The following is a 20130-nucleotide window of genomic DNA, read 5'->3' as shown; positions in this document are numbered from 1 at the left end:
CTTTAAATTAGCGCCTTGAATCATTACCACAACATTACTGGCCTAAGTCACACCTTCGAATATCTTACTTTAGCCGCCTATCTACGCTAAGCAAGCTAAGCGTTATTTAGCCCTTAGTGCGCCATTTGCTTCCACGGCATAGTACGCAGAATATCAGCAAACACCCCAGCTGCTGTTACCGTACCACCTGCTCCATATCCTCTAATTACATAAGGGATTGGGCTATAGTAGTCACTGTTAATCGCCAGCGCGTTTTCACCGTCTTTTACCTGCGAAAGAGGGTTACTTGCCGGTACAGCCTGAATGCTTACTTTGCATTTTCCGTCTTCAATGCTGCCGATATAACGAAGCACTTTACCTTCAGCTTTAGCCGATTCAACCTTTTCACCAAACGACGCATCTAACTCTGGCAGCTGCTGCATAAACTCGTCAATTGAACAATCTTCGGCAAAGCCTTTTGGCAATACAGACTCAATTTCAATATCAGATAGTTCTAACGCTAAATCAGCTTCACGAGCCATGATAAGCAGCTTGCGCGCTACGTCCATGCCGCTTAAGTCATCGCGCGGATCAGGCTCTGTGAAACCGTTGTCTTTGGCTGTTTGTGTCGCTTGCGACAGGCTCATGCCCTCTTCAAGTTTGCCAAATACATAAGACAAACTGCCCGATAGAATTCCTTCAAAGCGGTGTAAGGTGTCGCCGGCGCTGAATAGCTTTTGCAAGTTATCAATAACCGGTAGCCCTGCGCCGACAGTGGTTTCGTAAAGGTACTGACGATTTGTCGATTGCGCGGTCTTGCGAAGCTTGCGATAGTAAGACATCTCACTGGTATTCGCCTTTTTGTTTGGCGTTACCACGTGAAAACCGCTTTCCATCATATCTACATATTGCTGTGCAATCGCTTCGTGACTAGTACAGTCAACAATCACTGGGTTTACCAGACTATTGTCGTTAGCGAACTGATGCAGGCGCTCTACGCTTAATCCTTCGCTTGCCGATTCAAGTGCCGATTTCCAGTCACCGCTTAAATCAATACCTTGGCTGTTTAACAGCAGTTTACGACTGTTCGCAATGCCATAAACACGCAGCTGAACATTGCGTTTTAACAACGCAGGCTGTTGTTTTTCAATTTGGCCTAGCAGTTCGGTTCCCACATTGCCACACCCTACTAGGAATACGTCAATGGTATGGCGGTCAGAGAAAAAATTCTGGTGAATAACCTTTACCGCTTTCTTAGCACGCTTGCTCTCAATTACCGTTGAAATAGAGCGCTCTGAAGAGCCCTGAGCAATAGCAACGTTGTTCACCCGCGCTTGGGCAAGCGAGTTGAAGAAACGCGCTGCCAACCCTTTAGTTTGACGCATACCGTCACCCACCAAAGTGACAATGGCTAGGTCATGACGCACTTCAATTGGGTCTAGCAATTGATTTTGAAGCTCTAGCGCGAACGCATCTTCAAGAAGCGTTAACGCTCGGCTGGCGTCTTTGCTTTGGATACAGAAACTGATTGAGTATTCTGAAGAAGACTGGGTAATAAGGCTTATTGAAATATTGGCGTTCGACATCACCTCAAACACACGACTTGCCATACCTACCATGCCTTTAAGGCCAGGACCTGCGACGTTAAACATGGTGACGTTATCAAGCTGTGAAATACCTTTAACTGACGTCCACACCTCGCTTTTTTCATTGCTGATTAGCGTACCTGGCGCAGCTGGGTTTAGCGTGTTTCTGATCAAACAAGGGATGTGGTGTTGGGCAATAGGACCGATAGTTTTCGGATGAAGTACCTTGGCACCGAAATAAGACAACTCCATCGCTTCTTGATAGGTAAGCTTGTCTAATAGCACTGCCCCTTCAACTTGATTCGGGTCAGCGTTATAAACACCGTCTACGTCTGTCCAAATTTCACAGCAGTTTGCGTCTATACACGCCGCTAAAATGGCCGCTGAATAGTCTGAGCCGTTACGCCCAAGCGTGACTTTCTCGCCCGCTTCGTTAGCAGCAACAAACCCCGGCATGACAAGAAATTCACTGCCGTCAGTAGGCACATCAGTAAAGCGTGCTTTACTAAGCGATACATCGGCAATGCTGTCTAGGTAATCGCCCTCGGCAAGCACATACTTAACCGGGTCGATAACGCGATTAGCGATACCTTTAGCCGATAGCATAGCGCTAAAAAGCGTCACCGAGATGTACTCACCAATACTTAGAATACCGGCAGCAACATTATCAGGTGCAACACCAAGCAGCTTGATACCTTCAAGGTGCTGTTTTAATACTGAAAGGTGACCATTAATGAATTCTACCACGCTTGCATGTGCAAACCCGTCGAGTTCTTCGTTTAGGTTGTTGGCGATGCCGGTAACCGTGTCGTTCAACTTATTGAATAACGGCTGGAAATCTTCACCCGCGGCTGCTTGTTCACATAGCAGTGAAAGCGCGTTCGTTACCCCCTTTGGGGCAGAGAGTACAACCGCAGCACCGTCGGTTTGGTGGGTCGCCGTGCTAATCTCCATAACGCGCATGTATCGCGGTGCATCGGCTAGAGAAGAACCCCCAAACTTTAAGACTTTCATATGCTGCTCCTTAAGGTTACGCATGCTAAAACGTGTGTAAAAAAAAGCCCGCTCTGTGTTAGGCGGGCTTTCGTTGTCTTTTGCTTACTTGCACTAGTCAGCGACCGCCCTTTTTAAGGTGGTAATTAACATAATGGTGGTGCGAGTAAGTAGAATCTTTTTCATACGAGCAATTTGCCGTATAGACGTCTATATGTCAACCGCAGTTTTCACTACACTGTGTTGCAAAAAGTGCAACACTCTACACGGAATATTGCTTATTAAGGCACACAAGGCTTACTTTGTTTATTTTCCTAGCGATCATCCATGATATTTTGGGCAAGGAAATCAACCAGTAAACGAATCTTTGGTGCAACATTTCTATTGGAAGGAAATACTGCCCAAATAGCTTCTTGCTTGTCTTTATATTCTGGTAATACCTCTATCAATTCGCCGCGTGCCAATGCTTCACGCACATAAAACCCAGGTAGCTGGGTAAGCCCCAATCCTGCCAAAGCAGCGCTACAGAGTGCGTTGCCACTGTTGTATCGCACACGTCCTTGCACTGGCAACGTTTGCACTTCTTTATTTACAACGAACCTCCAGTTGGGTTGGGAGCCTACCAACAAAGTATGTTCCTTTAGCTCTTGTAGAGATTTTGGCATCGAGTGTTGAGAAAAATAATCCCTACTTCCGCATACAAACAAATGACGTGTAGCCAGCTTTTTGGCAACCAGCGTCGAGTCTTCTAGTTTGCCAATGCGTATGGCAAGGTCGAGGCCTTGCTCGACAATATCGAGCTTTTCGTTTGAGAACGTGCATTGCACGCTAATGCCAGCATACTTTTGCATAAAGGTATTGAGCAAAGGCGCGATGAAGGCTTCGCCAAACGCTACGGGAGCGGTAAGTTTAATGAGACCTTGCGGCGATGCTTGTAGTGCGCTCACCGCTAGCTGGGCATCTTCGAGCGCCTTTAACGCAGGCATTGCCTGCTGAAAATACTGCGTACCCGCTTCAGTAAGCGATACGCTGCGCGTTGTACGCTGTAACAATTTAACGCCTAGCAGCTTTTCAAGTGATGCGACTTTACGGCTTATCTGCGCAACTGATGTATCGAGCTTATTTGCAGCCCCGGTAAAATTGCCAACGTCAGCTACAGCACAAAACTCGGCTATACCTTCTAGATATTTCATAATCGCCACTCGTTGGTCTAGCGTTGTTCAACACAGCGCTGGTTTATTTAAGTACATTCTATTTGTCCAAATCAATTATTACAAATATGAAAAAGTGATTTACTAAAACTGTATTTATCAATAGTAATCCGTCTCCTATACTTTGGCCTATAAAACATCATCATTTATTTATGATTAAGGAGTCATTACATGGCGTCATTCAAAGATTCATTGCAGGAAGGTCAAACCCACATTAAATCAAAAGCTGCGGTGGCTTGGGGCCCAGGTGAGCCGTTAAAGATGGAAGAAGTTGATGTAGAGCTTCCTAAAAAGGGCGAAGTGCTTGTACGCATTGTTGCAACTGGTGTGTGCCACACTGACGCATTTACATTATCAGGTGAAGATCCAGAAGGCGTATTCCCTTCAATTTTAGGTCACGAAGGTGGCGGTATTGTTGAAATGGTGGGTGAAGGCGTGACCAGCGTAGAAGTTGGCGATCACGTTATTCCACTTTACACCGCAGAATGTGGCGAGTGTAAGTTTTGCACATCGGGCAAAACCAATCTTTGCCAAGCGGTACGTGCAACCCAAGGTAAAGGCCTAATGCCAGACGGCACAAGCCGCTTCTCAAAAGATGGTGAGCCAATTTATCATTACATGGGCTGCTCAACATTTTCTGAGTACACGGTTTTGCCAGAAATTTCGCTAGCGAAAGTTAACAAAACTGCCCCGTTAGAAGAAGTATGCTTGCTTGGCTGTGGCGTAACCACCGGTATGGGCGCAGTACTTAAAACCGCGAAAGTACAAGAGGGCGACACGGTTGCTATCTTTGGCTTAGGCGGTATTGGTTTATCCGCTATTATCGGTGCACGCATGGCTGGCGCCGGTCGCATTATTGGTATTGATATCAACGAAAGTAAGTTCGACTTGGCCAAACAGCTTGGTGCGACCGACGTGGTTAATCCGAAGAATTTCGACAAGCCTATTCAGGAAGTAATTGTTGAAATGACAGACGGTGGCGTTGACTACTCGTTTGAGTGTATTGGTAACGTGAACGTTATGCGCTCTGCGCTTGAATGCTGCCATAAAGGCTGGGGCGAATCAGTCATTATTGGTGTTGCTGGCGCCGGTCAGGAAATATCAACGCGTCCTTTCCAGTTAGTGACTGGTCGTGTTTGGCGCGGTACAGCATTTGGTGGCGTTAAAGGTCGCTCAGAACTACCAGGAATTGTAGAGCAATACCTAAACGGGGAATTCGGGCTTCAAGAATTTATTACTCACACCATGGGTCTTGATGACATCAACAACGCGTTTGATTTAATGCATAAAGGTGAAAGCATACGCTCTGTTGTGCATATGAATAAATAGTTTAAGCCTTAGCTCGAAACACGTTAGGAGAAGCTCTGCTTCTCCTTTTTTTGATCACAATACCCCCTGCTCTAACGCCTTGAGCACTGCCCTCGTTCTATCTCGTACACCAAGCTTTGCCATGACTGAAGAAACTTGGTTCTTAATGGTGCCTGTTGATTTGAACATCGCATCTGCAATTTCTTTATTACTGTAACCCGCAGCGATCAAATGGAGAATTTCGACTTCTTTCTCAGTAAGTGGCTCTGGATTTTCAAACGACTCAAATTCTACGTTCAGTCCTTTCAAGCCTTGCAATACTTTTTCGGTTACCGCGGGCTGAATCAGCGTTTTGCCATTTTTTATTTGTGTAATAGTGTCTACCAGAGTTTCTAGCGACACATCTTTAAGTAGATAGCCTTTTGCACCGGCGCGCATAGCACCGTTTACCAGCTCGTGATCGTCAAACGTAGTAAGCATTAGCACTGGGGTTTTAATCCCCTTATCTCTCAGCGCAAGTAAAGTATCGATACCCGATAATTTGGGCATGCGTATGTCCATCAATATCACATCGCAGTTTACAGCGTTTTCACTATCAATGAGCTGCTGACCATTTTCGTATTCGCCAACAACTTCAACGCTATCATCAAGCCCTAAAAGTGATTTGATGCCTTCCCTTACCAGCATTTGATCTTCAACTAAAATAAGGCGTGTTTTCATTCGCCCTCCGGTATGTGAATTGCGATGCGAAAACCCTGCTCGGTTTGCTGCCAGCTGATAGTTCCATTTAGCTCATGAACCCGTTCCTGCATTCCTTTTAGGCCATTGCCAGCCACCACACGACTTGAAGTGTCCGATTCCCTTGGCCCTGCTTCCTTTCGAACGCCTTCTGAATAAGCACCTTCTGAATAGCTACATGGTGCTTTGTCGAAAAGCGGTATGCTACTTGGTTGTTCGCCACTTAGTGTCTTATCAGCAGCATGCGGCACCATACTGTCTTGCATAAGTAGGTTATAAGCGCCGTTGCAATGCGTCAGTGAGATGGAGAAATAATGCGCGTGTGTATGGCGAATCACGTTAGTTAGCGCCTCCTGCATACTTCGCAACAGGCAGTCGGCAATTCGCACGTTGGTTAACATTAAATCATCGTCAATGTGTAGATTTACCATCGGCCTAGGCAAGTCTTTAATCAGTGCGTTTACCGCTAGTGAAAAATCGATAGCCGCATTTTCCCGAATATCAGAAATCGCTTCTCTAACATCAGAGAGTAAAAGCTTTGCGATACTGTGGGACTGCTCAACGTGTTGCTTTATGGCTTGCGATTCGGTGCTCTCTAATAAATCCGCCTTTCTCGACGCGACTTGAAGATTGATGGTAAGCGCCGTCAAATGATGCCCTAAAACATCGTGAATGTTTCGCGCTATACGCAGTCGTTCATCTTGAGTAAGCGCCTGCTTCATTAATTGCTGAGTACTTAATAATTGTCTATTGAGCGCATCGGCTTCTTCACGCGCTTTCGATTCTTTAATGGCCGTGTTTGACATGATCATGGCAAATAAATTAAATGTCCAAAAAAGCGCGCCGGTTAAGACAGCTTGCTGCTCTTGCCACACCCACCCTTGGATGAGGATGGTTGGCAAAGCCAATGGTATTGAAAGCACGACGCACTTTCTCCAATTAACATAGTAAGGAAGAATCGCGGACCATATAACAATGAAGATGGCAAGGTAGGCATAGGGAAGCAAAAATTGGCACAGCACCGCTAATAGAAACATCGTCCATAACGTTGGTAGCCTTAACGAAGGCATACTGTGATCATGCCTACTGACAATCACAAAAGTCACAGCTAGCATGCCAAAAATAGCAATGGCGGAGAGGGTTCGCCAATGCATGAATGAGTATTGAAGATACAAGAAGTAAAGTGCAGAGCCGCTTACAAACAACCACGTAATGCATGCAGACGCGCGCTCAACTTCGATGTTCACCCGCCAGTGAGCAGGGATTGAGATTTTCATTCGTTTTTGACTACCTGTATCTTTTCGTTCTTATAGCGCTACTTTGACAAAAAACACGGTTCAATGCATAGGCCATAAGTCACTTTTTATTTCATGACTTCTGGCACTGTTGTCAATCTCGTGAAGTTATCACTATAAGCCTACAATTTTGTTCATTGCCAAAGGAAAGCAAGATGCAAACGATTCATGGCTTTATAGTAACGCTTCATATTTTAACGGGTGCACTGTCACTTTTACTGTTTTGGGTGCCTAGTCTTACGAGAAAGGGCGGAAAAGCCCACAAGCAATTTGGTGGTTACTATATAAAAGCGATGCTATTTACGTCTATTAGTGGCGTTATCAGCTCTACAATGGTGTTGTTTATTCCGCTAGTCATCTACCCGGCAATGCCCGAGCACTTTGAGTCTGTTGCTTATTTCACTGCATACCTTAGAGGGCAATATCTCTTTTTGCTGATGTTAAGCCTGTTGGTGTGGAACAACGTGAGGCATTCTGTAGCGGTGCTTAAGGTGAAGCAAAATCTTGAGCAGCTGCGCACAATTGAATATTTATGGCTACCCGTACTGCTTTTTGTCGTCGCTTCCATTGCGTTGTATCAGGGTATTACGTACGGCATCACGCTAACTTGTATCTTTGCCCCTATTGCACTGTTAAATACCATTGGTATTGTGCGCTATGTTTATCAAAAAAACATCGTTGCAGGTTCGTGGGTAACTGAGCACATTGGGCATATCATTGGCTCTGGTATTGGTGCATATACCGCATTTTTTGCCTTTGGAGGACGCGCATTATTTGAAGGCTCGCCGTCACTGCAACTTGTCAGTTGGGTTCTACCTGCTCTTATAGGCGTTCCTTTTTCAATCTGGCTTAGCTGTAAATACAAACCAAAGTCATCTGTGCGCACTGGTATAGGACTCCTTCTTTAAAACCTAAGGTAGTGAAAAGTTAAACTTAAAAGTGATATATAAAAATTCAATTCAGCAGTTGTTATCAATGCCACGGTTAGGGCCTGTTTACATAACGGTGGCATTGCCACTTGGACAACAAGCCATCAAATGTGTAACGTAAGAAATGGCAACAACGCCACCATTAACCAGTGTAAACATTGAGCGCTAAATTATGAAAAAGCACCATTCAGCAGCACGTAAAATATTGAAAGATACACTATCATTTCAAACGTCTAAGCGTAGTCTCGCTGTCAGTGCGGCCTGTATTGGTTTAGGGCTAGGTTTAAGTGCACATGCGAACGTATATCATGAAGACAATTCAACACCGCAAACCAGTGACCAAACGCAAATGAATACCAAGCCCACACTTGCAACACTCACCAATTTCCAAGAAAACGCGTCATATATGTTCTCTTCCGGTTTGCCTGACGCCTCTCACCTTTCTTTACTGAAAGAACAAGGGGTGACGCACGTTGTAGATTTGATCCCAGGGGATAGAACCAGTGAAATCTTAACTACCTCAGAATTAGGCCTCGACTACTTTAACGTACCCGTTGATTGGGAAGGCCCCACATTAGCCAACTTTTTAAATTACGCTGCATTTATGCAAACCGTCGATATCAAAGAAGACAAGGTACTTACGCATTGTAAACTGAATTGGCGAGGTGCTGCGTTTACGTATCTATATAGAATTAACGTACTTGGAGAAGGTGAACAAGCCGCCAAAAAAGACCTTATGGCTATTTGGCATCCGAATCCAACATGGTTCGCCTTCATGAACGAGGTAATTGCCCACTACAATGAGGTAAACGGTAAACAAGTAGCGATGTCGTTCGAGGCTGCCGCTCCTGAAAGCCACTAAATGTCTGGCTTACCGAGAATAATGGCGGTCTAAGCCCCACTCATCCCTACCAAACACATATGAAATTTCAGATTTGTTATTGACACATACGGAATTTCACATATGATAAATCATATACGAAATTTCATATGTGATGATTTTTATGTCTAATTGTTGTGAACCTGCGCAGTTAAAGCCTTTAACATTTTTCAAATGCTTGTCGGAAGACACCCGCTTAAAGACGCTGCTTATGCTCAGCTTAAAAGGTGAGCTATGCGTGTGCGACCTTACTGATGCGCTTCAATTAAGCCAGCCCAAAATTTCACGCCATCTCGCTGACTTACGAAAGTGCGGTTTAGTTCTCGATACTCGTAAAGGCAAATGGGTGTATTACCAGCTCCATCCTGACCTACCCGCTTGGGCACTGGAGGTCATTAAAAACACCGCTATTCATAACAATGAATATATTAGCGAAGCGTTAGCGAATTTGTCCTGCGAGAATTGCTAGATTCCAAACTTCCTGGGTGGCACAAAGACCGCTGCAAAAATGCACAGCAAAGATCAACAGGTCTTGGTGTTAATTGCAGCTTAATACGTCGCTAAGTATCTGTTTTTTTTCGAAGTCTTATTCTATTTATTACAGCTACTCACAGTAGCCTCGACCATTAAACAAGGTTTTATATGAAGATTTTATATATATGTACGCACAACCGTTGCCGCAGCATTCTTTGCGAGGCCATCACTAACGCCTCGAACGGCAATGTTGAAGCACGTAGTGCTGGCAGCCAGCCTGTCGGTGAAGTACACCCTCTTTCTCTTAAATACCTTGCAGAGCGAGGATTTGATACAAACGGGCTTCAAAGTCAGTCGTGGGATGAATTTGAAGATTATGACGCTGATCTTGTCGTCACCGTTTGTGATTCAGCCGCGGGCGAGTCATGCCCTGTTTATTTCGGTAAATCTCTTAAGGTGCACTGGGGCTTAGAAGACCCGTCTAAGTTAGAAGGTAACGAACAAGAAAAAGCAGAGGCATTCAACAACACCATCGATATTATTGAAAAGCGTGTAGCGGCATTAGCAGAACTTGCTGAGAAAAACTTAGATAAAGCAGCGCTTAAAGAGGCACTATCAAAATTAGGAGCCCAGTAATGGGTAACAGTAAATCAATGAGCCAAGATATATCAAGCAGCCAAGAAAGCTCAACGGCACAAAGCCCGTCAGATAACGCGGTAATGGCGCAAATGCACAAGCCAACTATAGCTAACTTTGCGTCAAGGTTCTCAGATCACAAGCCGCGTATTTTGCTACTTTACGGCTCGCTCAGAGAACGTTCGTACAGCCGCCTAGTAATTGAAGAGTCGGCAAGATTGCTTGAGTACTTTGGTGCAGAAGCCAAAATTTTTGACCCTCGTGGATTGCCGCAGCCAGATACTGAAGATGACTCACATCCAAAAGTGAAAGAACTGCGTGAGCTTATGATGTGGTCTGAAGGGCAAATTTGGTGTTCACCAGAGCGTCACGGCAGCATGACTGGCATCATGAAAAGCATGATTGACTGGGTACCGCTTAGCCTTGGCGGCGTGCGTCCTACACAAGGGAAAACGCTAGCAATCATGCAGGTTTCCGGCGGCTCACAATCGTTTAATGCGGTAAACCAAATGCGCATTTTAGGCCGCTGGATGCGCATGCTAACCATCCCTAATCAGTCTTCTGTGGCAAAAGCGTTTCTAGAATTTGAAGATGATGGTCGCATGAAGCCATCTCCTTACTACAACCGCATTGTGGACGTAGTTGAAGAGTTGGTGAAATTTACTTTGCTCACCCGCGACAACAAAGACTTTCTCGTTGACCGCTATTCTGAGCGCGTTGAAAGCGCAGAAGAAGTGAGTAAGCGTGTTAATCAAAAATCCATATAGGGCGAAGAAAAATGGGATTCTTTGAACGTTATTTATCAGTGTGGGTTGGCCTTTGTATTGTTGCTGGAGTGGGCTTGGGCTATACAATGCCAGGCGTATTCGCCTCGATTGCTGCATTGGAATATGCGCACGTAAACCTAATAGTGGCAGTACTTATTTGGCTAATGATTTACCCAATGATGGTACAAATAGACTTTGGCTCAATTAAAGACGTGGGTAAAAAGCCGAAAGGCCTTGTACTCACCTTGGTGATTAACTGGCTGATAAAGCCGTTCACGATGGCATTATTGGGTTGGCTATTTTTTAAGGGCATTTTTGCCGACTGGGTAGATCCGCAAACTGCCACTGAGTACATTGCCGGCATGATCCTACTGGGCGTCGCTCCATGCACAGCGATGGTATTTGTGTGGAGTCACCTTACCAAAGGGGATGCTAACTACACGTTAGTCCAGGTATCAATTAACGACTTGATTATGGTCGTTGCCTTTGCACCGCTTACCGCCATGCTGCTGGGCGTAACAGATATAGCCGTACCGTGGGATACCCTGCTGCTTTCTGTTGCACTGTATGTTGTATTGCCACTGGTAGCGGGTTATATCACGCGCCGTTGCTTGGAAAATAAAAGTAATAACACGCCAGGAAATGGCGCTGTTGATGCATTGGTTAGCAAGTTCAAACCCTTTTCAGTTATCGGCCTGCTACTCACTATTGTTATTTTGTTTGGTCTTCAGGCCGAAACTATTTTATCGCAGCCGCAAGATATCGTGCTTATCGCAATACCGCTACTAATACAAACTTACGGTATTTTTGCCATTGCTTACTTTGCGGCAAAACGTATGAAACTGCCGCATGATGTTGCAGCACCGGCATGTATGATTGGTACGTCTAACTTTTTTGAATTGGCGGTAGCCGTAGCAATTTCACTATTTGGTTTACACAGCGGCGCAGCACTTGCCACTGTGGTGGGTGTATTAGTTGAAGTGCCCGTTATGCTTTCGCTAGTGTGGTTTGCGAACAAAACGCGCCACTGGTTTGACTAAGTAATGATGAAAGAAATCAGCAGCGATAATAGTGGGAAAACAACAAAGGGCGAACCTATGGTTCGCCCTTTGTTATGAATTCACTTTCTAAATTGCAATTGGTACTTTATAAGTATCAGGAAGAATAAAACCAAAGCGCTGTAACACCAAGGTTAACTCTTCGCGTTTAATCGGTTTTTCAATAAAACCCAGTGCGCCCAATGACATCACTTTTTCTTGCATTATGGGCTGAATGTCGCCTGAAATAACAATAACAAACGTCTCAAGCTGGCGGCGTTTAATTTCACTTAATACGCTAAGACCACCTAACACTGGCATTGTTAAATCCAACAATACTAGGTCGATGGTATGATGCCCCAACACTTCTAGCGCGTCCATACCATTGGACACTTCATAGATAGCCTCAGCAAGCCCTTTAGGTAAGCTGCGTCTGGCCATTTTACGTGCCAGCGCTGAATCATCACAAATTAGAATATTAAAACCCATCAACCACAATCTTATAATTGGTTACTAATCCATCTTCAGAATACATTAAACGAAAGTATAAGAAAATAATAAAAACATCAGATTATTGGCTACTTACTCGATAACGACACCAAACTCTCCTCTCCTATTAGCATGTTTTGTGGTAGATATAAGGCGTAACAAAAAAGGAAAACATCCCTATGCAAGAGTTAGCTGCGACCCAAGACAAAAACTTGGTGAAAAAAGTTGCCTATCAGATTTTGTCTCATTTCGATAAGAGTTACCGGTGGTTCACCCGAATTACACGAGGCGCTCAAGAAAGATTCGAAAAGGGTGATTGGAAAGAAACCCAGTTAGCTTCCAAAGAGCGGATTACTATCTATGAACAAAGCCTATCAGATGCTGTCGCTGAAATTTACCATCTCACTCAGGTGCATCAAAAAGATGATGCGTTTTGGCAAGAGCTAAAAAAAGTATTTGCTTTACAGCTTGAGGGCCACCCGCAGTTTGAGCTGGCTGAAACATTCTATAATTCTGTGATTGGCCGCTTGTTTAAGCATAGAAAAATCGACAACGACATGATGTTCGTGCTGCCCAGTCGGTGCTTTCTACCGGGCCAAGACCGAGACAAAGTAGTCAACAGCTTCGACACCACTACCACAGTGCGTGAAATGTATGAGTCGATATTCAAAATTTATCGTTACAATATTCCCTTTGAAAACTTTGAACGAGACTTACAAAACCTTGAAACAGCGCTTCGCGCACGACTGAATAAAGAGCAGTTAGCCAGTGTTCAAGCAGTAGAAATACTAAAACCTACTTTTTTCCGAGGCAAAGCCGCTTATTTGATTGGCCGAATTTGCATGCCCGATGAAACGCTGCCGTTTGTTATTGCAATGCGCAGGTACAACGAGCCCCATATGTTTGTGGATGCACTGCTGACCGATCGCAAAGACTTAAGCGTTATTTTCGGATTTGCGCGCAGCTATTTTATGGCTGATACCCAAAACCCTGCAGAAGTTGCCGCATTCCTTCAAGAGCTATTGCCCAATAAAAAGCACTTCGAGCTGTATATGGCAATGGGACACTATAAGCATGGTAAAACGGTCTTCTATCGCAATTTCTTACAGCACATGGAAGAATCGGAAGACAAATTCGAAGCAGCGCCCGGTATTCGTGGCTTAGTTATGATGGTATTCCATCTTCCCTCTTATGGTGTGGTTTTTAAGATAATAAAAGACGAGTTTGCTGAAAGTAAGAAGATCACCCGAGAGCATGTAAAAGAATGCTACAAGCTCGTAAAAATGTCAGACCGTGTGGGTCGAATGGCTGATACCCACGAATACGTAAACTTCAGATTCCCGTTAGATAGAATTGAGGCGGAGCTAATTGAAGAGCTTAGGGAAACGTGTGCGTCGAGCCTAGAATTCACAGAATCTGAACTCATCATCAAACATATGTATATTGAGCGAAAAATGACGCCGCTTAACTTGTATCTTCAAGAAGAAACAGACGAAGAAAAAATCAGGCGTGCATTGGACGAGCTTGGGCTTTGCATTAAGCAAATTGCTATGGCAAACATATTTCCTGGCGACATGCTGCACAAAAATTTCGGTATTACCCGTCATGGGCGCGTTATATTTTATGACTATGATGAAATTTGTTTAATGAACGAACGTAATTTCAGGGCATTGCCAAAATCTGATGACCCCTATGCTATTGATACGCTCTCGGTAGCGCCTAATGACGTATTCCCCGAGCAGTTCGAGCACTTCATTGTAGGTAAGCGTAAGTTCAAAGATATTCTTAAGTCGCTGCATGGAGATTTGATGACACCAGAGTATTGGCATGAAGTACAAAAGAAGTGCGCGCGCGGGGACGTTCAGCACTTTACGCCCTATAATCCAAGCATGCGTTTTGAGAGAGGTTAGGGAAAAAAGCGTTTGGTTATCAACTTGTCGCCACAATAGTTTGACATGGTCCAATTCAAAATATTAGTAAGCTGCTTACATGGCTATAATATTTACCCAAAAAATTGCTACATGCGAAAAAGCTTAAAAGTGATCGTTTCGTTACTTAACACTCGTAAAAGTATCTGAAAGCGATTTTGCTTTGCGTTTGCTTGTTTTTGCTTGCTGATAATCAATCGCCACACCTTGGTGACAGCAACGCCAAATAAGTGTGTGAATGTAAATAAACAAAAGAAGCGTAATAATGAAAGTGCTACTTGTAGAAGATGATCCAAAGGTTGCCTCGCACATTGCAAATGGACTATTGGGTGAAGGGCATGAATGTATTACTGTAGGTGATGGAACATCCGGCTACCAGCAAGCGTCCAGTAACGATTTAGACGCTGTAATTTTAGATGTGATGTTGCCTGAACTCGACGGTTTTTCTGTTTTAGAAAAACTTCGCGAAGAAGGAAACACAACCCCTGTTTTGTTATTGAGTGCAAAAAGCCAAGTTGAAGACAAAGTGAAAGGCCTTAGAACAGGCGCTAACGATTACCTAACTAAGCCTTTTGCCTTTGAAGAGTTGCTTGCACGCGTTGAGGGACTTGCTGGCCGCAACAAAGAGAGCGAAGACAAAACGCTTATTAAGGTTGGTGATCTCACGCTCGATTTAGTTAACCGCAAAGTATTACGTGGCGATCAAGAGATTGACCTGCAGTCTAAAGAGTTTCAATTACTTGAGTGCTTACTGCGTCATAAAGGTAAAGTAGTCACACGAAGCATGCTGCTTGAACAAGTTTGGAATTATCATTTTGACCCGCAAACTAACGTGATTGACGTTCACATTAGCCGTTTGCGACAAAAAGTGGATAAGGCGTTTAATGTCCCGCTTATCGAAACCGTAAGAGGCACAGGGTATCGAATAGCGGATGGGCTTGCATGATAGCAATACGCGACTTTACGCGTAGTTCAAGTTTTCGCGTAGGCGTATTGCTCACCACTCTAGCTTGTATTGCCATTGTTTTAATTGTTTATTTTTGGCGATTAACGAGCAGCGACTTGTTTATTTCGGAATCGAACGCTGCCGTTAATGCCAAAACAAACGCGCTTATCACTCTCTATGAAAACCTCGGTATTGACGCAGTTAAGCTAGCGATAGCCAAAGACAATGGCAAACATTCGCTAAATGGTTCAACAATCACCTCCGACTACCTACGTTCATTTGTTGCTCTGAGTAAAGACGAACAGGTAGTGGCTGGCAATTTGTCGTCAATACCCCTTGTTCTTGAGCGCCACAAAGGCGCCAGTTTTGACACCGCCGAAATAGTGATCACACGCCCGAATAGCACAACGAGAAAAACGTTACGTCAGGCGTTAGTGAGAGAAGTGACGCTTGGTGAGCACGTACTTTATGTTGGTCGTGGCATCGACGACTTATACAGCGCACAATGGTTTGGTAAAACGTTCAGCTGGATCATTGTGGTATTGCTATGTACCTTGAGTGTGCTGAGCTTCGCCATAGCTGTTTACGTGGTTAATCGAATTAACCGCATGTCGCAAACGGCGGATAAGATTATCAAAACGGGAAACCTTCAAGAGCGTTTAGAAATTGACAGTAATTGGGACGACCTGAGCAGTTTGTCATTTGTGTTCAATCAAATGCTCGATACTATCGAGAGTTCAGTCAACAATATAAAATCAGTGACCGATAGCATCGCCCATGACCTTCGCACACCATTATCTCGACTTCGCAACACACTAGAAAAAATCGAAGACAATCAACTAAGGGAAGATACAACCCAAGAAGCGGACAATCTGCTAAACATGTTTAACAGCTTATTACGCATAAGTGGGCTTGAAACCACCAATAAGAAAGAAGGCTTTTGTTCCACTGACGTACGCGCCATTGTAGAGGACGTGGTTGACCTGTATCACCCCCTTGCAGAAGAGCGCGACATTACCCTATCGAGCGAGCTCGATGCTGTTACAATGTTTGCCGATCCTAACCTACTATTTCAAGCTGTAGCTAACGTGTTAGACAACGCCATAAAATACTCCAACGAAAAAAGTGTGGTCACTGTGCAGCTCTCTACCACAGCAAGTCATATCGTGATTGCCGTGAACGATGCGGGAATTGGCGTGGGTGAACATGAAATTGTAAATCTGGAGCGCCGGTTTTATCGGGCAGACGGCAGTAGAACCAGTAAGGGAAATGGGTTGGGCTTATCGCTCGTATCTGCCATCGTAAAACTACACGATGGCCATATTTGGTTCGTCCACGACCCGCTTATAAAAGGTCACGGGTTAGGTGTGATATTTACGTTTAAGCGTTAAGCTTTGAACTATTGCATTTGCCGACAAATAAAAAACGCTGAAGCTTTTATCTGAGCATCAGCGCTTTTATCCGACATTTTAACGTTGTGCTTTGTGCCAGTCGCTTACGCTAACAGCGACTTCACGTACGCTTTAATCTCTTCATCTTGACCGTGGTCAAATAGACATTGCTGGAAACGCTCGCCAGATACGGCTGTTTTAACCAGTTCAACGTCCATTTTTTTCAGTGAATCGACGTAGCTCTTTGGAGCCAATGCACGTTTCAAATCTGCGAGAATACCAGCGTTTCGTACTTGAGGTTCTTTGCGTTCAACGGGATAGCCCGCGCCACGCTCGCCTGTTAACGCTTTCTCAAAGATATAGCGCGCATTAAGTTCAGCGCCCCATCCAAAGCCTTTTGCAAAAGGTAACGCTAACGCATTTCCATTGTTAACTTGGTTAAACAAAAATGCATCTGAAGGGTCGATACAATAACCGCAAAATACGCCTGGATGAGCATTCAACGACATCATAGCCCCTTGACCCGTACCACAGCCTGAAATCACAAAATCGACAGCTTTCGAGTTGAGTAGAATAGCTCCCATTATGCCTAAGTGCACATAGGTAAGATGGTGATAGTTTCGCTGTTCATACCCACATTGAATATAGCGTGTCCCAGTGAGTCCGCCACGCTTGTGAGCTCATTTAATATTACCGGATTCTTAGCCGCCTGACTGTTTTCCATCATCAATGCAACTTTCATGAACGCTCCTAAGCAAAGAAAAATAACGAATTAAACGCTTACATTAGCATGGAACGAAATGCCACCTCACGGGTAATGCCAAAGTAAATGTCGATTAGTTTCAAATGTGAAACTAAAACGGAAATATATGAAGATGGAGGGCCGACGAGTAACAACTCACTGACCAGTAAATCTACTGGCCAGCATTTTTCAAAAAACGAGGTTAATGGCGTATTAGTCTGTTTGTTTTTGCATAAATATGGTGACTTCTGCCATCACAATGCCAAACTTACGAATATACGAACGGTTCATCATAGTACTGTCGTCAAATGCCCAAAACCAATCGTCAAACGTCACTGAATAGGTAGTGTCATCCACCGGCAAATCCATCTCGTAATGAAAGTTAAATGCGTTGCCAAAGCTTGTGCCCTTGGCTGGACCATCAATGTCACTCGCGCGACCCACATAGCTATTATCACTCTGCTTTACGATGGTCCAAGTACGGGACGTTGGACCGTCGCCCACACCGTAATTAAAGGATTCATCAAGGGTTAATGTATCGCCATCTACTGAACCATCGATGTCTACTACGAACCTTTGCACTACCTCGCCCGAGCGGTTCTGAACAATGCCCCAGGCTTTAACGTTCCCATCAAAAAATTGCTCAATATCGAAAACAGGCGATAGAGACCTGTAGTCTTCACCATCGACTGAAACAGAGCATCCGGATAGCCCTGCCACCGTTAAAGCGGCAATTCCGATTCCTAAAACAAACTTCACCGTATTCTTCATCACTTTCGTAACCTTAATCAATTGACGAGATAGACTTGGCGTATTGCTAATAAAGCGTTGCCCTTATCCGTTTCCCAATAACTTCTTTCTAAATTTTGGCTCAGACGTTTTATCGCTTAGCCAGATATCAAAAAAACGCTGTGTGAACGCTTTATCTTCAATTTCATCAGCCTTTTCACCGTTCACGTAAAACACACTCGTGCCATCTTTCGTAGCGATACCGGTAATGACGTCGCCCTCGCTGACGTCAGGAAAGATACTATTCATTAGGGAAAGCCACTTGTCTGAATCATCAGCCGATAGGTCTCCTTGCTTTTTCATTTCATCAATAGAACGCTGGGCAATTTTCTTGCCTTCCAAGTCTCGCTGGTACGTTAACTTTAGTGCAAAGGGGGGCTGGTTTGCGTATTCACCTTCAGGCGCATAAAGCTCACCGGTATACACATCCCAGAAGTAGTAAGAAAACATCCCTTTCCCAACGAGCTTTGCATTGGGAACATAATTTCTGATGTGCTTAACATCTGGCTCTTGCGCAACCGCATTCTTTGACATGATTAGCCCGCTTGTTGATATCGAAACAAAAAGAATGATGGAAAACATCTTCGCAGCCACGCTAGCGCTATACATCGAATATCCCCACACACCACTGGCACTTTCTGGGCGCATTGGTAAGGATTTAGCTCTCACCTGGCGAAATAGGCCATACATTTTGATAACCATAACTATGCTCTTATTAGCGTAATAAACATTACAGGTCTTTTATTGAATTTCTATCTGGTTATACTCTTGCCTTCACACATTTGATCAACTGACACTAGGCTCTCGTTGTGCTTCCCCTTGATGCATTTAAATCGTCATTAACCCTGCCCTCACCGCTAATCCCATTTAAGCCAAATTGGGAAGGTGCCAGCAAGGTATCGCTATTTGTTAAACGTGATGATGCTATCCATCCTGTGATGTCAGGTAATAAATGGCGAAAGCTCAGTCATGCACTCACCAACCCGTTGCCAAAAACGATAGTGAGTTTCGGTGGCGGCTTTTCTAACCACCTGCATGCACTAGGCTTTGTTTGTCATAAATTGGGCATTCCTTTTAACGCCATTATTCGCGGTGACTACAGTGCTGCACCTACCCCCATGATCCAGGATTTGAAAAGTTGGGGCACCCGCATCGACTATGTAGACCGAGTCACTTACAAAAAGCGTAACGATAGCGCATATCTACTTCATCTTAAGCAGCAGCAACCTGACGCGATGATCATTCCTGAGGGCGGAAGCCAAGCACAAGCGCTTCAAGGAATGAAGGACATGGTTGATGAAATCGACATAGACTTTGATTTTATTGTCGCTCCTGTCGCTAGTGGAGCCACTTTGGCGGGAATAGTCAGTGCATTAAATAAACGTAATGAAAATAATGCGACAGACACTCTCCATCAAACAACTCGCAACGTTGTCGGTGTTGGTGTGCTGAAGGGTGAAAATTACTTAGAAGGATTAGTCGAACAATTTCTTCCAACCTCGCTTGGGCGATCAAATTGGCATATTGACCACAGCTACCACTTCGGTGGCTATGCCAAAGCGCCTAATGAGCTTCGAACCTTCTGCAACGATTTTAATCATGCTTTCGAGTTTGATATCGAGCCTGTTTATTCAGGCAAAGCCTTTTGGGCGGTTAAAGATATGCTGGCTAAAGGTAAGTTTGAAGACGGGGCACGCATTGTTGTACTGCACACAGGCGGCTTGCAGGGAGCAAGATAAAATCCTTTTATAACAGAGCGTTGCGCTCACTGCGTTTAGGTGTTACAACTATCCCTGTGAGCTTTCTCACAATTGTCTTAAACACTAAACAACGATAACAACAAGAAGTTTGTCGCAGGATGCGGCATAAACATTAGCGCTTGCCACCTGCAAACTTCATCAAGGAATGATTATGAAAGATATTTTCTTCTTCGACTCAATGCTAACCCCTAAAATTATCACTTTCGTGTACTGGCTATTGCTTCTAGGGTCTGTTGATCTTTGCTGTACATA

18 protein-coding genes and 1 pseudogene are annotated in these 20130 nt (G+C 44.4%); 11 read left to right on the top strand and 8 right to left on the bottom strand.

What is annotated here, in order from left to right; all coding sequences use genetic code 11:
* Positions 1–113: 113 nt before the first annotated feature.
* Together thrA and ACX5KA_RS13235 are read right to left on the bottom strand one after the other, a co-directional pair.
* A complete protein-coding gene (gene thrA / locus ACX5KA_RS13240) occupies positions 114–2579 on the bottom strand; it encodes a bifunctional aspartate kinase/homoserine dehydrogenase I (protein ID WP_458731373.1) in 2466 nt (821 codons plus the stop codon).
* 293 nt (positions 2580–2872) lie between these two features.
* Positions 2873–3751: a LysR substrate-binding domain-containing protein gene (locus ACX5KA_RS13235; protein WP_039218791.1), complete on the bottom strand. Its 879-nt coding sequence runs from the start codon at positions 3749–3751 to the stop codon at positions 2873–2875.
* 189 nt (positions 3752–3940) lie between these two features.
* On the opposite strand from ACX5KA_RS13235, the gene ACX5KA_RS13230 reads away from it, so the two are divergent.
* Positions 3941–5098: an S-(hydroxymethyl)glutathione dehydrogenase/class III alcohol dehydrogenase gene (locus tag ACX5KA_RS13230; protein WP_039218795.1), complete on the top strand. Its 1158-nt coding sequence runs from the start codon at positions 3941–3943 to the stop codon at positions 5096–5098.
* Positions 5099–5152: 54 nt separating this feature from the next.
* Here ACX5KA_RS13230 and ACX5KA_RS13225 read toward each other — a convergent pair whose 3' ends face one another.
* Both ACX5KA_RS13225 and ACX5KA_RS13220 read right to left on the bottom strand, forming a co-directional pair.
* Positions 5153–5797: a response regulator gene (locus ACX5KA_RS13225; protein ID WP_458731372.1), complete on the bottom strand. Its 645-nt coding sequence runs from the start codon at positions 5795–5797 to the stop codon at positions 5153–5155.
* Positions 5794–7092: a sensor histidine kinase gene (locus tag ACX5KA_RS13220; protein WP_458731371.1), complete on the bottom strand. Its 1299-nt coding sequence runs from the start codon at positions 7090–7092 to the stop codon at positions 5794–5796. Before ACX5KA_RS13220 ends, ACX5KA_RS13225 begins: the two co-directional genes overlap by 4 nt.
* Before the next feature lie 173 nt (positions 7093–7265).
* Between ACX5KA_RS13220 and ACX5KA_RS13215 the strand changes: the two genes are divergently transcribed.
* The 6 genes from ACX5KA_RS13215 to arsB all read left to right on the top strand — a co-directional run bounded on the left by ACX5KA_RS13215 (position 7266) and on the right by arsB (position 11836).
* Positions 7266–8018, top strand: a complete 753-nt coding sequence (locus ACX5KA_RS13215) for a hypothetical protein (RefSeq protein ID WP_039218803.1) — start codon at positions 7266–7268, stop codon at positions 8016–8018.
* Positions 8019–8211: 193 nt separating this feature from the next.
* The gene (locus ACX5KA_RS13210; protein WP_458731370.1) at positions 8212–8901 is read left to right on the top strand and encodes a protein-tyrosine phosphatase family protein; all 690 of its coding nucleotides are present in this window, start codon (positions 8212–8214) and stop codon (positions 8899–8901) included.
* A 133-nt stretch (positions 8902–9034) separates the two neighbouring features.
* Positions 9035–9388, top strand: a complete 354-nt coding sequence (locus tag ACX5KA_RS13205; RefSeq protein ID WP_458731375.1) for a metalloregulator ArsR/SmtB family transcription factor — start codon at positions 9035–9037, stop codon at positions 9386–9388.
* Between the two features lie 173 nt (positions 9389–9561).
* The gene (locus ACX5KA_RS13200; RefSeq protein ID WP_458731369.1) at positions 9562–10029 is read left to right on the top strand and encodes an arsenate reductase ArsC; all 468 of its coding nucleotides are present in this window, start codon (positions 9562–9564) and stop codon (positions 10027–10029) included.
* Complete coding sequence (gene arsH, locus ACX5KA_RS13195; protein ID WP_458731368.1) at positions 10029–10796, top strand: arsenical resistance protein ArsH; 768 nt, start codon at positions 10029–10031, stop codon at positions 10794–10796. Before ACX5KA_RS13200 ends, arsH begins: the two co-directional genes overlap by 1 nt.
* 11 nt (positions 10797–10807) lie before the next feature.
* A complete protein-coding gene (gene arsB, locus ACX5KA_RS13190; RefSeq protein ID WP_039218814.1) occupies positions 10808–11836 on the top strand; it encodes an ACR3 family arsenite efflux transporter in 1029 nt (342 codons plus the stop codon).
* 87 nt (positions 11837–11923) lie between these two features.
* On the opposite strand, the gene ACX5KA_RS13185 is transcribed toward arsB, so the two are convergent.
* Positions 11924–12322 carry a response regulator gene (locus ACX5KA_RS13185; RefSeq protein ID WP_458731367.1) on the bottom strand — a complete coding sequence of 133 codons (399 nt, stop codon included), beginning with the start codon at positions 12320–12322 and terminating at the stop codon, positions 11924–11926.
* 179 nt (positions 12323–12501) lie between these two features.
* Here ACX5KA_RS13185 and aceK point away from each other — a divergent pair, with 179 nt between their 5' ends.
* The 3 genes from aceK to ACX5KA_RS13170 all read left to right on the top strand — a co-directional run bounded on the left by aceK (position 12502) and on the right by ACX5KA_RS13170 (position 16587).
* The gene (gene aceK / locus ACX5KA_RS13180; protein WP_458731366.1) at positions 12502–14232 is read left to right on the top strand and encodes a bifunctional isocitrate dehydrogenase kinase/phosphatase; all 1731 of its coding nucleotides are present in this window, start codon (positions 12502–12504) and stop codon (positions 14230–14232) included.
* 283 nt (positions 14233–14515) lie between these two features.
* Entirely contained in the window at positions 14516–15196 is a 681-nt protein-coding gene (locus tag ACX5KA_RS13175) for a response regulator transcription factor (protein WP_039218823.1), read from the top strand.
* A complete protein-coding gene (locus ACX5KA_RS13170; protein WP_458731365.1) occupies positions 15193–16587 on the top strand; it encodes a HAMP domain-containing sensor histidine kinase in 1395 nt (464 codons plus the stop codon). The genes ACX5KA_RS13175 and ACX5KA_RS13170 overlap by 4 nt, the downstream gene beginning before the upstream one ends.
* A gap of 104 nt (positions 16588–16691) precedes the next feature.
* Here ACX5KA_RS13170 and ACX5KA_RS13165 read toward each other — a convergent pair.
* The 3 genes and pseudogenes from ACX5KA_RS13165 to ACX5KA_RS13155 all read right to left on the bottom strand — a co-directional run bounded on the left by ACX5KA_RS13165 (position 16692) and on the right by ACX5KA_RS13155 (position 18820).
* Positions 16692–17329: pseudogene (locus ACX5KA_RS13165) on the bottom strand (RpiB/LacA/LacB family sugar-phosphate isomerase).
* Between the two features lie 213 nt (positions 17330–17542).
* Positions 17543–18103, bottom strand: a complete 561-nt coding sequence (locus ACX5KA_RS13160; RefSeq protein ID WP_039218828.1) for a DUF3833 domain-containing protein — start codon at positions 18101–18103, stop codon at positions 17543–17545.
* A 60-nt stretch (positions 18104–18163) separates the two neighbouring features.
* Positions 18164–18820: a chalcone isomerase family protein gene (locus ACX5KA_RS13155; protein ID WP_458731364.1), complete on the bottom strand. Its 657-nt coding sequence runs from the start codon at positions 18818–18820 to the stop codon at positions 18164–18166.
* Between the two features lie 107 nt (positions 18821–18927).
* Here ACX5KA_RS13155 and ACX5KA_RS13150 point away from each other — a divergent pair, with 107 nt between their 5' ends.
* Positions 18928–19857 carry a 1-aminocyclopropane-1-carboxylate deaminase/D-cysteine desulfhydrase gene (locus tag ACX5KA_RS13150; protein WP_458731363.1) on the top strand — a complete coding sequence of 310 codons (930 nt, stop codon included), beginning with the start codon at positions 18928–18930 and terminating at the stop codon, positions 19855–19857.
* Positions 19858–20130: the final 273 nt, after the last annotated feature.

It is taken from the genome of Alteromonas alvinellae (assembly GCF_902705805.1).
Note: the sequence above shows the minus strand (reverse complement) of the source record. Positions and strands in the feature narration are given on the sequence as shown.